Source organism: Photorhabdus akhurstii, from assembly GCF_019090985.1.
In the GTDB taxonomy this organism is placed as follows: domain Bacteria; phylum Pseudomonadota; class Gammaproteobacteria; order Enterobacterales; family Enterobacteriaceae; genus Photorhabdus; species Photorhabdus akhurstii.
The window spans coordinates 4271977-4285161 of record NZ_CP020335.1; the positions used below are offsets into that span (position 1 = coordinate 4271977).

A 13185-nucleotide genomic window follows, 5' to 3' on the forward strand; every position below is an offset into this window, starting at 1 on the left:
ATTAACGCACCTTCAATGTTGCCAGGCCAATCAGCACCAGCATCAGAGAAATAATCCAAAAACGCACAATAACACGCGGTTCTGGCCAGCCTTTCAATTCATAGTGATGGTGAATAGGCGCCATACGGAAAATACGCTGCCCGCGCAGTTTAAAAGAACCCACCTGTAAAATAACTGACAGGGTTTCTACCACAAACACACCGCCCATAATCACCAGTAGAAACTCCTGGCGTAGCAACACAGCAATCGTCCCCAATGCGCCACCTAATGCCAAAGAACCCACATCCCCCATGAAAACTTGCGCCGGATAAGTGTTAAACCACAAGAAACCTAACCCCGCGCCAACAATCGCAGTACAGACGATAACCAACTCGCCAGCATGACTCAGATAAGGGATATGCAGATAGTTAGCAAAATTGACGTTACCTGTCGCCCATGCCACCAAAGCAAAACCCGCCGCGACAAAAACGGTTGGCATAATTGCCAAACCATCCAATCCGTCCGTCAGATTCACTGCGTTACTGGTTCCGACAATCACAAAGTAGGTCAACAGAATGTAAAGCACACCCAGTTGCGGCATCACATCTTTAAAGAATGGCACGACCAATTGCGTTGCAGGAGTATCTTTACCGACGCTGTACATGGCAAACGCCACCCCTAATGCCAGGACGGATTGCCAGAAATACTTCCAGCGGGCAATTAACCCTTTAGTATCTTTGCGCACGACTTTGCGGTAATCATCCACAAAACCAACAATACCGTAACCAATCAGCACAATCAGCACGCACCAAACATAGGGGTTATTCAAACGCACCCACAACAGTGTAGAAATCGTAATTGAAAGTAAGATCAGCAAACCGCCCATTGTCGGCGTACCACGTTTGCTAAAGTGAGATTCCGGCCCATCGTTGCGAACAACCTGCCCAATTTGTAATTTTTGCAGGAAGGCTATCATGCGCGGCCCCATCCACAATGCGATAGCCAAAGCAGTCAGCAGGCTGACGATAGCCCTAAACGTCAAGTAAGAAAAGACGTTAAAGCCGGTGTGATATTTGACCAAATATTCGGCCAGCCAAACTAACATGTGAAGCTCTCCTGTAATGCGTGGACAATATCTTCCATTGTGGTATTGCGCGAACCTTTAACTAACACTGAAATGACCTTGTGTTGTTGTAATAGCGGAACCAATGTTGCGATCAATGCGGCTTTATCCGCAAAATGCTGACCACAACCGCTTGCCTCACTAACATGAATACTTAATTTGCCGACACTGAACACACTATCGATACCGCAAGAAGCTGCGGTTTCACCAATCTGACGATGGTAATCTTCTGACTGTTCACCCAATGCTCCTATATCGCCGACTACCAGCACTCGATAACCCGGCATCTGTGATAACACCTGGACCGCAACAGTCATTGAACCAACATTGGCGTTATACGTGTCATCAAGCAGCAATTTTCCTTCTGCCAGATTGATTGGAAACAACCGCCCCGGTACCGCTTTCAGCTCCAACAAGCCCAGACGAATATCTCGTAAAGTCGCGCCAACAGAGATTGCCAACGCACTTGCCGCTAACGCATTAGCGACATTGTGTTTCCCAGGCAACGGCAAGTTGATTTCTATGCTGCCAATAGGCGTATGCAGACAAAAATCCGTGGTCAGTTGTTTAACCTGAATATCCGTAGCGTAAAAATCAGCGACTGATGCTTGTTGCATGGAAAAACGCTGTACAGTTTTGTCGCCAATAACCTGTTGCCAGTGAGCCCAATCATTGCTTTCCAGATTGATAATCGCCGTACCTTTTTCTGGCAGGCCGGTAAAAATCTCGCCCTTAGCTTTTGCAATACTCGCAAGAGAACCAAAATCCGCTAAGTGCGCAGCAAACAGGTTATTGACTAATGCCGTTTCTGGCCGAACCATTTCTACGGTATAGGCAATTTCACCAACATGGCTTGCACCTAATTCAACCACAGCAAACTCATGTTGTTCCGTCAGCCTGAACAATGTCAGCGGTACGCCGATATCATTATTCAGGTTACCCGCGGTATAGAGCGTGTTGCCACACTGACGCAAAATCGCCGCAGTCATCTCTTTTACCGATGTTTTACCGGACGAACCTGTTAACGCAACGACACGCGCATTACTCTGCTGGCGAACCCAACCCGCTAATTTACCCATTGCTAAACGAGTATCTTTAACCACGACTTGTGGAAAGTGAACATCCAACACACGGCTGACAAGCAAAGCACCGGCACCAGCTTTTACTGCATCAGCAAAAAAATCATGAGCATCAAAACGTTCACCTTTCAAGGCAATAAACAGACTGCCATTGCCAATCTGACGGCTGTCAGTAGTCACATCACTGATACAAATATTTGCTGCTTGCTGTTCAGTCACCTGATTCAATACGCCATTCGTTACTTGTGCCAGTTGTTGCAAAGTGAGGGAAATCATGCAATTACCCCCAATAACCGAGCAACAGTTAACCGGTCCGAATAATCCAGACGACGATGGCCGACTAATTGATAATCTTCATGGCCTTTACCCGCTATCAATACAACATCATCTGCTTTTGCCTGCATAATAGCGTTGGTTACCGCTTCAACACGTCCATGAATCGCTATCGCTCTCCCCGGGTCAAGAAAACCCGTCAGAATGTCAGCAACAATTGCCTGTGGTTCTTCATTGCGCGGATTATCATCAGTCACAATCACACAATCGGCCCACTGTTCCGCAACGCCTCCCATCAATGGGCGTTTACCTTTATCACGATCACCACCACAACCAAAAACACACCAAAGCTTACCTTGACAATGCAAACGTGCAGCCATCAAAGCTTTTTCCAGCGCGTCAGGTGTGTGAGCATAATCAACAACGACAACGGGTTTGCCCGGTGCAGTGAATACTTCCATTCGTCCACAGACAGGTTCCAGGCAGGAAGCTGTTTCAAGCAGTTTTTCCAACGGATAATCCAGAGCTAATAGGGTGGAAAGCGCCAACAACAGATTGCTGACATTAAATGCCCCCATTAAAGAACTATCAATTGTACCGCCACCCCAGCTAGACTCGAAGGTGATAGATACCCCTTTATCGTGATACTTTATTTCACGCGCCGCCAACCAACGGCCCTGCCAATTTTCCGGCAGACGGTTTTCCATCGTTACAGCAACCGCTTGTGGTAAATGGGATAACCATTTCAATCCAATCTCATCATCAGCATTAATAATTTGTTGCTTCACATTATGAGTAGAAAATAGCAGCCATTTAGCGGCTTCGTAGTGTTCCATATCACCGTGATAATCAAGATGGTCACGGCTCAAATTAGTAAACACTGCCGCCTCAAACGGCAACGCAGCCACACGCCCCTGAACCAGTCCATGAGAAGAGACTTCCATTGCCGCAAAAGTCGCCCCTTGCCGAACAAGTTGTTGCAAATCCAGTTGGATATCAACAGCCGAGCCTGTGGTATTTTCACTTGGCGCCACATGCCCCAGTAAACCATTGCCAACAGTTCCCATCACGGCACTGGTTTCCCCTAACCCGTGACTCCACTGCGCAAGTAATTGAGTAGTGGTTGTTTTACCATTGGTTCCGGTTACACCAATCAAGTGCAATTTATCACCAGGGTGACAATAAAACTCACCAGCTAACTGTGACAACTTATTATTCAAATCGTTCACATAAACAACCGGAATACCATGCATAATTTGTACGGTTCCGTTATCAGCCTCGCCCTGGGCTTCTGCAATAACCGCCGCAACCCCTTGTGCGATGGCTTGAGGAATGTAGTGTCGACCATCTGTCTGGTGCCCTTTAATAGCAACAAACAGATCTCCGGCAGACGATTTACGGCTGTCCAATGTCATTTCGCGTAACTCACGCACTGGGGCGTCAATACCTAACGGCGCGAGTAAATCGCGTAGATTACGATCTGCCACCTGTATCCTCTTTCTTATTAATCACAAATTCGTTTTTATCACCTGCCGCCAAAGCATCTGGCTCCACATTCATGATGCGTAGAGCGCCCCCCATAATGGCGCCAAATACCGGCGCAGAAACCACACCACCGTAATACTTACCTGTCAGTGGATCATTAATGACCACAACCAGTGCAAATCTTGGGTTACTTGCCGGGGCAACACCTGCGGCGTAAGAGATATATCGATTAGCGTATTTGCCATCCGGCCCGACTTTCTTGGCTGTACCCGTCTTGATTGCAATCCGATAACCTTTTATCGCAGCCCGTACTCCACCACCGCCAGGCAAAGCCACACTTTCCATCATATGAACGACTGTTCGCATGATAGGCTCAGGAAATACTCTTGTGCCGGGCACAGGTGGATCAACTTTGGTAATTGACAGAGGACGATAAATACCCAAGCTACCAATCGTTGCATAGACCCGCGCTAACTGTAATGGTGTTACCATTAGCCCATAACCGTAAGAAAAGGTCGCTCTCTCAAGGTCTGACCACCGTTGTTTTCCTGTTGGATATAAGCCGCTGCTTTCTCCAACCAACCCCAGATTGGTCGCCTTTCCTAACCCAAAACGTGAATAAACATCCACCAACTCTGTCGCAGGCATAGCTAACGCTAGCTTAGAAACACCGACATTACTCGATTTTTGTAAAATACCAGTGATAGATAATTCCGAATGACGGGATACATCTCTAATTTCTTTACCGCTTATCCTGAAAGGTATTGTATTAATAACCGTATTTTCTTTGATGATACCATCATTCAGCGCAGCCATTACCACCATCGGCTTAACCGTGGAACCTGGCTCGAAAATATCGGTGATAGCACGGTTGCGCATCGCGTCTTTTGGTGTATTGACGAGATTATTTGGGTTATAAGACGGGCTGTTTGCCATTGCCAGCACTTCTCCGGTATTAACATCCACCAATACCGCTGTACCGGATTCCGCTTTGTTAAAGGCCACCGCATTGGTTAATTCACGGTAAACTAGCGCCTGTAAGCGTTCATCAATACTCAATACCAGATTGTGTGCCGCCAGACTATCAACAGATGAAATATCTTCGATGACACGACCAAAGCGGTCTTTGCGTACAGTTCGTTCACCCGGTTGACCCGTCAGCCAACGATCAAAACTTTTTTCTATACCTTCAATACCCTGACCATCAACGTTGGTCACGCCAATAATATGTGCCGTTACTTGACCTGCCGGATAATAACGCCGGGATTCCTGACGCAAATAAATCCCCGGCAATTTCAGTTTATGAATGTAATCGCCAACCGATGGATTAACCTGACGCGCTAAATAAACAAAACGACCTTTCGGATTAGTACTAACTTTGTCGGTAAGTTGCTCAAGAGGCAAATTAATGGCATCAGATAAAGCTTTCCAGCGGGTATCATCCGTAATCCCCCCTTTTTCAAATACCTCTTTCGGATCTGCCCAAACTGCATTGACTGGAACGCTGACAGCCAAAGGTCGCCCCATACGGTCACTGATCATACCGCGAGCGGTAGAGATTGATTGCACGCGCAGGGAACGTAAATCACCTTCTTTAACCAGTTGATCCGGGTTAATGACCTGCAAATAAGTCACCCTCAGCAATAAACCAATTAAAGCCACGGCAATCCCCCCGCACAACAAAGCAAAACGCCAGCTAACAAAACTGGCTTTATCTTCTTGCCGTTTTAATTTCACGGAGCGTGCTGCTTTCATCGCTTACCTTTTAATAATTAAATTAACTCACTGTGAAACAACAATGTTTTCCTGAGCAGGATTAACATGCTGCATATGCATTTTTTCAACAGCTATCCGCTCAACTCGACTGTGATCACCTAAGGCATTTTCTTCGAGGATCAGATTGCGCCACTCGATATCTAATGCATCTCGTTCCACGACCAAATGTTCTCTTTCAGCCGTCAATAAGCGGGTTTCATGTGCAATGGTTACAACGACTATGGCCGAAACCAATACAGCGACTAGAAGAATTAACGGTATTTTGGCATTCTTGAGTAAATCGTTGCCGATAATACCGGTTAATCCGTGACGTTCACCTGCCATTATTCACTAACTTTTTCAGCAAAGCGCAAAACAGAACTGCGAGCCCGTGGATTATCCGCCACTTCTTCCTCTGAAGGTTTCATCTTGCCAATCGATTTCAAGCTACGCCCACCTTGCGCTTTCAGTTGCTCTTCTGTTAATGGCAATCCTGCCGGTACTTGTGGCCCTCGACTATTCTGACGAATAAATCGTTTAACAATACGATCTTCCAGCGAATGGAAACTGATAACTGAAAGTCTCCCCTGTGGCGCAAGCACTTGTAATGCCCCTTCCAGCGCCTGCTCAATCTCTTCCAGCTCACTATTGATATAAATCCTAATCGCCTGGAAGCTCCTGGTTGCTGGATGCTTATGTTTCTCTTTTACTGGGCTAGCCTGAGCAATCAAATCAGCTAACGCTTTTGTTCGGGTAATGGGATCTTCCTGATTGCGCGCCACAATTGCCCTAGCAATACGTTTGGCGAAACGCTCTTCACCAAATGTTTTCAATACCCAGGCAATATCATCTGCTGTCGCATGCATCAGCCATTCTGCTGCTGATTGCCCACGAGTCGGGTCCATCCGCATATCTAGCGGCCCATCACGCATAAAAGAAAAACCGCGTTCTGGATCATCCAACTGAGGCGAAGAAACACCTAAATCCAGTAATACACCATCAATTTTGCCAGCCAGTCCGGCGTTTTCTGTATAGTGGGCCAATTTAGAAAATGGCCCATGTACAATTGAAAAACGGGGATCTGTGATCGCTTTTGCCACTTCAATCGCTTGCGGATCTCGATCAATTGCAATTAAACGACCTGCCGTTCCCAATTGCGACAAAATCAGACGTGAATGCCCACCACGTCCAAATGTGCCGTCAATATAGATTCCATTTTCACGAATATTCAGTCCGTTGACTGCTTCATCCAGCAATACGCTGGTATGTTTAAAATGACTATTTGCCATATTTATAGTGATAATTCCTGTAGCCGTACTGATAAAGGTTCCTGTGTGGATTGCTCAGCCGCAATGTCATCCTTAACCTGTTGATACCAAGCCTGCTCATCCCACAGTTCAAATTTGTTGAACTGACCAACCAGCATAACCTCTTTGACTAGCCCTGCATGCTGGCGCAATGTACCGGCTAGCAAAAGACGTCCTGCACTATCCATCTGGCATTCACTGGCATGACCTAAAAGCAAACGTTGTACCCGACGCTCCGCCGGATTCATGCTGGATAAGCGAGAAAGTTTTTCTTCAATAATTTCCCATTCAGATAATGTATAGAGCAACAGGCACGGCTGATGAAGGTCGATGGTACAAACCATTTGCCCTTGCGACTCCTCATTTAGCATAGCCCGGTATCGGGTAGGTACGGTGAGCCGCCCCTTACTATCGAGATTAATCTGCGTTGCTCCACGAAACATACTCAGGTCGCCCCTGGTGATCAAGAATTACCACTTTATCCCACTAATCCCCACAATAAGGAGTTTACGGATGGGACGAAAACCTTGTCAAGCCAGAGCCGATGCGCTTTAGCTATATTTGATGGCAGGATTTTGGCTGTTGGGAGGCATAATTATTAAATTTAGCAATATCAATAATAATTAACACCATGATAATTCTGAATAATTTTACAAGCACAAGGAGAGTAAATGTTTACGATAAAATAATAAAAAAATAGTTGTGTGATTAATTTATTTACATAATTTACATTTCATTACTATTTAACCACCGTGCAGCAATGTTTATCATTCTATTTGATGAACTCAACACTCAAACTAACTAGCAGCAAAAAACCACAAGATAAATATTATTAAAATCAATTTAATATATAAAAGAGGGTAAAAAACGGGGGTAAATAGACAAATCCCAAACTCAAATAAGCGCTGTTCCATGCGCTTCTTCCTACTGAATAATTTATGTATGAACGAAATTGCTATTTGCTCGCGCTGAAACACCCAACGTAAGGGTTGCTTGAAAGTTGCCTTTACACACTTCTTTTATGACAAATCCGACAACCAAAACCCCTCATCAGAAAATTAATGAGGGGTTTTTATCATATTTTTCGACTCAGGCTTCCTCGACGACATAAGTCGCGATGTATCCGTGTGATACCTGGCCCTGGCTTCGGCTTTTCATCCAGACTCGCTAACACCAGTTCCAATACCCGTTCAGCAATTTCACGATGACGCTGCGCTACAGAGAGCACTGGACATTCAAGGAAATCCAATAATTCATGATCACCAAAAGTCGCGATAACCAATTGATTTGGTAAACGGCCGCTGTGTTTAAGGGTAACATCCATGACCCCTTGCAACAGGGCAAAAGAGGTGGTGAACAACGCTTGCGGCATTGGATGAGTTTCTAACCATTTGGAGTACACTTCAGCAGCCGCATCACGCTCATAGCTGTTTGAGTAAAGATACATCACTTTACGAGGATCATCTTTCCATGCTTCACGGAACCCCTGTTCACGCAGGAAACTGACTGATAATTCAGGTAATGCGCCGAGATAAAGCACAGATTCAGCCGGAAATTGACGAAATTCTTGCGCCAACATCTTTGCATCTTCAAAATCATCACCCACTACGCTGATAAAGTGTTCATTTTCAAGCGCCCGATCGAGAGCAATAATAGGCAAAGAACGATTTGCCCAGCGTTGATAAAAAGGATGCTCCGGCGGTAATGCGGTAGAAACAATAATTGCATCCACCTGACGTTGCAACAGGTGTTCAACACAGCGCATTTCATTATCAGGTTGGTCTTCCGAACAGGCTATCAATAACTGATAACCACGTTGACGAGCCTGACGTTCCAAATAATTAGCAATACGGGTATAGCTGGTATTTTCTAAATCTGGAATAACCAAACCAATAGAACGGGTACGTCCTGCACGGAGACCGGCTGCCACAGCATTAGGATGGTAATTATGCTCTCTAACCACTGCCATCACTTTTTCTACCGTTTTATCACTGACACGGTATTGCTTGGCTTTACCATTAATTACATAACTGGCCGTTGTGCGTGAAACACCTGCAAGGCGGGCGATTTCATCCAGTTTCACATTAACTCCTTATAGACCCCAGAAAGGCCCTACTTTATCGCAGAGCCTGATAAATGTATGCATATTGCCCCGCAGTTTGCGATTTTTCATCGCATAATTTTATCCCCGCGAGATACGCCGACAATACCTGAACGAGCAACTTCAACAATTTCAGCAACATCTCGAACAGCATCGAGAAATGCATCCAATTTATCGCTGGTTCCTACCAATTGCACAGTATATAAGGTCGAAGTCACATCAATGATCTGCCCACGGAAGATGTCAGTGCTGCGTTTGATCTCTTCACGTCCATATCCGCTGGCCTGTAATTTAACTAACATGATTTCACGCTCTACGTGAGAACCCGACGCCAATTCGCTGACTCGTAACACATCCACCAACTTGTGCAACTGTTTTTCAATCTGTTCAAGTACCCTTGCATCGCCTTTAGTCTGAATTGTCATTCGCGATAATGTCGGATCATCAGTTGGAGCGACTGTTAAACTTTCAATGTTGTAGCCACGTTGGGAAAACAGACCAACAACCCGGGACAAAGCCCCTGATTCGTTTTCAAGTAATACAGATAAAATCCGGCGCATAATCAGGTTCTCTCCGTTTTGCTTAACCACATCTCATCCATTGCTCCTCCACGGATCTGCATAGGATATACATGTTCAGTTTCATCCACTGTGACATCAACAAATACCAGCCGCTGATTTTCAGTCACTTCTTTCAGGGCCTCCGCCAATTTACTTTCCAATTCATCATAACGTTGGATAGAAATGCCAATATGACCATAAGCCTCAGCCAATTTGACAAAATCAGGTAAGGATTCCATATAAGATTGAGAGTGACGACCGGCATAAATCATGTCTTGCCACTGTCTTATCATCCCCAGGAAACGGTTATTCAAATTCAGAACCAGTATCGGCAACCCATATTGCAACGCGGTAGACAGCTCCTGAATATTCATCTGAATACTGCCATCCCCGGTAACACAGACTACCGTCGCTTCCGGTTTCACCAGTTTAACGCCCAAAGCCGCCGGTAAACCAAATCCCATCGTTCCCAAACCACCGGAACTGATCCAACGCCTTGGTTTATCAAATGGGTAATGCAATGCAACAAACATCTGATGCTGTCCAACATCGGAAGTGACATAAGCTTCCCCCTTCGTCAGACGATAGAGAACTTCAATAGCAGCTTGTGGTTTAATTTTTTCACCACTGCGATCAAAACTGAGACATTTACGGCTGCGCCATTGCTGAATAGATAACCACCAATCTTTTAGCGCATCGGGATCTTGTGTGTCTTCCACTGTCTCCAGCAACGCCAGCATTTGCCCAAGCACCTGTTTAGCATCACCAACAATAGGTACATCTGCGGAAACTGTTTTCGAAATTGATGTCGGATCAATATCAATATGTAATACCGTTGCTCCCGGGCAATACTTTTCCAGATTATTGGTAGTACGATCATCAAAACGTACACCGACAGCAAAAATGACATCTGAATTATGGATTGCTTTATTAGCTTCGAATGTACCATGCATACCTAGCATGCCCAGACTTTGCGGATGAGTTGCAGGGAAACTGCCTAATCCCATCAGGGAGCTAACAACAGGGATATTGAATTTTTCTGCCAATACCAATAATTCTGCTGAACAATCTGCGTTAATCGCCCCCCCGCCTACATATATGACCGGTTTTTTCGCATTCAATAGTTTTCTTAATGCCCGCTTAATCTGCCCTTTGTGTCCTTGAATCGTTGGACTATAAGAACGCATACTGATCTGATCAGGATAAATATAGGGTAATTTTACTGCCGGATTTACCGTGTCTTTCGGTAAATCAATCACTACAGGTCCCGGACGGCCACTGGAAGCTAGATAGAAGGCTTTTTTCAGTACCTTCGGAATATCCTCCGCTTTTTTCACTAAAAAACTATGTTTTACGATCGGACGGGATATCCCTACCATGTCACATTCCTGAAATGCATCATTGCCAATCAGGGAACTGGCGACTTGACCGGATAATACAACCATCGGAATTGAATCCATATAAGCTGTGGCAATACCGGTAATGGCATTGGTTGCTCCAGGACCGGAGGTGATCAATACCACACCAACCTTCCCGGTAGAACGGGCATAGCCATCAGCCATATGAACTGCCCCCTGCTCATGACGTACCAGGATATGCTCAATACCCCCAACCGTATGCAGGGCATCATAAATATCCAGTACTGCCCCTCCCGGATAACCGAATATATGCTCAACGCCCTGATCAATTAACGATCGGACGACCATTTCAGCTCCTGATAACATCTCCATAGGTTTTCCTCCAGGCTCTGTTTGCAAGTTAATAAATCGGAAGTGACTTCCACTTTTATTTTAGTAAGACGAATAGCCTCTCAGCGATATATTGATGCTGAGTTAATTAACATAACGCTAGAAACAGGCGTTAGCAATGTGAGTAAAGGCAGAATAGCAATTTTATGACAATTCCAAATGTCTCCGGTAAGCGTTATCTTACTATCAAGAAGCTAAAAATAAGTAGAATATGAGCGGCTATACCTAAAAAGAACGACAACATATAGGTATTATCCAGTATATATACGATAAAAAACTAAAAAGCAGTTTTCAAAATCGTTTAGGTCACCGAAGTATGAAGCTGATAAAGGAAATGCCGACAAACGCCTCAGATAATTTGACCGTCATTTCCTCGTTTTTGGATAGCCATTGCAAATAATGCATTCGAGTAAAATCTTTTTACTCCATTTTAATTAGAGAATATATAGAAGCTAGCGTTTATTCCTGGAATAGTAATTCCATATATTCAATACTCACTTGGATATATAAATATTCATTTTCATAATTAAACAACCAAATACAATAATCAGTCAAATGATTATTTAAAATAGAAACAAATTATTCACAAGGTTCATGAAATAATCTTAATAGCCCATAAAAATCATATTACCATATTAAAATAAGAATCTGTTTTATTGAGCAATAGATAAGAATAAAACCTAAAAATAACTAAATTTTTTCAAATTGGTTGGTTGATATGTTTTTTAATATTAAAAAATCAGAAGATTATAAAAATAAAAGAAGGATATTTTTAATAAAATAATAAAGAATAGCGTGAATGATATTATCATCTCCAAATACAAGGTAAAAGAATTTCCTGAGGACGCTAATATTAATTTTCTAAATTCTTTATCCATTATTTTCCTCCAGATAAAATAACCTCAATAAATATAGGTCTTGCAATAATTACATTTTTTTCAGCATTTCCACTTGAATAATATCCGCTATTAATTTAATTACTGCATCTTTAGTTAAGGTGTCAGTATCAATAATTTCCCAAGTGTCATCATAAAACGTCTGGTATTGATTAATAACATGTTTTTGATATTCTATAAAATCATAGTTTTCATTTGTCTCTAATTTTCCAGACTCACTAGGTTTTAATATTCTTTTCCTTTTTTCAGCAATATTTGGAGGAACATCAAGATATATAACCATGTCTGGTTTTGTGTTTATAGATAGAACTGATTTACTTAATTCTGCTAATTCCGTGGATTTAAGTAAGAATCTTGCCAAATATTTATAATACCAACTATCACATATAATAATTTTACCTTGCAATAAACAAGGTTGAATAATTAAACTATCTAAAACAGAAAACCATGATGCTATCAATAGAATCCAATGCCGGTCACCAAGTTCACCCAATGGAGCTGAAATGTCATAATCCCAAAGGACATCTCGTATTTTTCCCATGTGATACACACTATACCTAGATGGTAGTAAAGGATAATTTTTATCTAAAAAAACAATATTATTATAATCTAGAGATAAAATATCATAAACTTCGCGTGAAATTGTTGATTTACCTGCACCATCATTTCCTTCAAAAGCTATAAATAAACCGCGCTTAATCATTTCTTTTTTCCCCGTAGTACGCTTCAGTATCAAGTGAATTTCTGCCACTACCGATAATAAATGGTTTGTTTTTAGCTAGCGTAAAAATCTTATCCCACAGGTAATGATCTTGGTAAATGTTTTCTATGTTTAATGTGGGGAAAGTTTCCTAAGATGTTTTCTTTATTTCTCTTTAA

The 13185-nt window shown here is 43.3% G+C and carries 11 protein-coding genes; all 11 read right to left on the bottom strand.

Going from position 1 to position 13185, the window contains the following annotated elements; all coding sequences use genetic code 11:
• Nucleotide 1: 1 nt before the first annotated feature.
• A complete protein-coding gene (mraY, locus tag B0X70_RS18240; protein ID WP_036777487.1) occupies nt 2–1084 on the bottom strand; it encodes a phospho-N-acetylmuramoyl-pentapeptide-transferase in 1083 nt (360 codons plus the stop codon).
• Nucleotides 1078–2457 carry a UDP-N-acetylmuramoyl-tripeptide--D-alanyl-D-alanine ligase gene (murF, locus tag B0X70_RS18245; protein WP_217470049.1) on the bottom strand — a complete coding sequence of 460 codons (1380 nt, stop codon included), beginning with the start codon at nt 2455–2457 and terminating at the stop codon, nt 1078–1080. The genes mraY and murF overlap by 7 nt, the downstream gene beginning before the upstream one ends.
• Nucleotides 2454–3941, bottom strand: a complete 1488-nt coding sequence (murE, locus tag B0X70_RS18250) for a UDP-N-acetylmuramoyl-L-alanyl-D-glutamate--2,6-diaminopimelate ligase (RefSeq protein WP_217470050.1) — start codon at nt 3939–3941, stop codon at nt 2454–2456. Before murE ends, murF begins: the two co-directional genes overlap by 4 nt.
• Nucleotides 3928–5694 (bottom strand): peptidoglycan DD-transpeptidase PBP3, encoded by a 1767-nt coding sequence (locus B0X70_RS18255; protein WP_217470051.1) that lies wholly within the window; start codon nt 5692–5694, stop codon nt 3928–3930. Before B0X70_RS18255 ends, murE begins: the two co-directional genes overlap by 14 nt.
• A gap of 27 nt (nt 5695–5721) precedes the next feature.
• On the bottom strand, nt 5722–6042 hold the full coding sequence (gene ftsL / locus B0X70_RS18260; RefSeq protein ID WP_074524835.1) for a cell division protein FtsL: 321 nt from the start codon (nt 6040–6042) through the stop codon (nt 5722–5724).
• A complete protein-coding gene (gene rsmH / locus B0X70_RS18265; RefSeq protein ID WP_046395706.1) occupies nt 6039–6983 on the bottom strand; it encodes a 16S rRNA (cytosine(1402)-N(4))-methyltransferase RsmH in 945 nt (314 codons plus the stop codon). The genes ftsL and rsmH overlap by 4 nt, the downstream gene beginning before the upstream one ends.
• 2 nt (nt 6984–6985) lie before the next feature.
• Nucleotides 6986–7444, bottom strand: coding sequence for a division/cell wall cluster transcriptional repressor MraZ (mraZ, locus tag B0X70_RS18270; protein ID WP_036777480.1), 459 nt, complete (start codon nt 7442–7444; stop codon nt 6986–6988).
• A 632-nt stretch (nt 7445–8076) separates the two neighbouring features.
• Complete coding sequence (gene cra, locus B0X70_RS18275; RefSeq protein ID WP_036810845.1) at nt 8077–9084, bottom strand: catabolite repressor/activator; 1008 nt, start codon at nt 9082–9084, stop codon at nt 8077–8079.
• Nucleotides 9085–9170: 86 nt separating this feature from the next.
• Nucleotides 9171–9662: an acetolactate synthase small subunit gene (gene ilvN, locus B0X70_RS18280; protein WP_181147808.1), complete on the bottom strand. Its 492-nt coding sequence runs from the start codon at nt 9660–9662 to the stop codon at nt 9171–9173.
• 2 nt (nt 9663–9664) lie between these two features.
• Nucleotides 9665–11392 (bottom strand): acetolactate synthase 3 large subunit, encoded by a 1728-nt coding sequence (gene ilvI / locus B0X70_RS18285; RefSeq protein WP_036777476.1) that lies wholly within the window; start codon nt 11390–11392, stop codon nt 9665–9667.
• A 945-nt stretch (nt 11393–12337) separates the two neighbouring features.
• Nucleotides 12338–13009, bottom strand: a complete 672-nt coding sequence (locus B0X70_RS18290) for a dTMP kinase (RefSeq protein WP_217470052.1) — start codon at nt 13007–13009, stop codon at nt 12338–12340.
• Between the last annotated feature and the right edge of the window lie 176 nt (nt 13010–13185).

Coding starts and splice junctions, on each gene's coding strand:
- mraY (WP_036777487.1), bottom strand. CDS start 1,084: ATGTTAGTTTGGCTGGCCGAATATTTGGTCAAATATCACACCGGCTTT.
- murF (WP_217470049.1), bottom strand. CDS start 2,457: ATGATTTCCCTCACTTTGCAACAACTGGCACAAGTAACGAATGGCGTA.
- B0X70_RS18255 (WP_217470051.1), bottom strand. CDS start 5,694: ATGAAAGCAGCACGCTCCGTGAAATTAAAACGGCAAGAAGATAAAGCC.
- rsmH (WP_046395706.1), bottom strand. CDS start 6,983: ATGGCAAATAGTCATTTTAAACATACCAGCGTATTGCTGGATGAAGCA.
- mraZ (WP_036777480.1), bottom strand. CDS start 7,444: ATGTTTCGTGGAGCAACGCAGATTAATCTCGATAGTAAGGGGCGGCTC.
- ilvN (WP_181147808.1), bottom strand. CDS start 9,662: ATGCGCCGGATTTTATCTGTATTACTTGAAAACGAATCAGGGGCTTTG.
- ilvI (WP_036777476.1), bottom strand. CDS start 11,392: ATGGAGATGTTATCAGGAGCTGAAATGGTCGTCCGATCGTTAATTGAT.
- B0X70_RS18290 (WP_217470052.1), bottom strand. CDS start 13,009: ATGATTAAGCGCGGTTTATTTATAGCTTTTGAAGGAAATGATGGTGCA.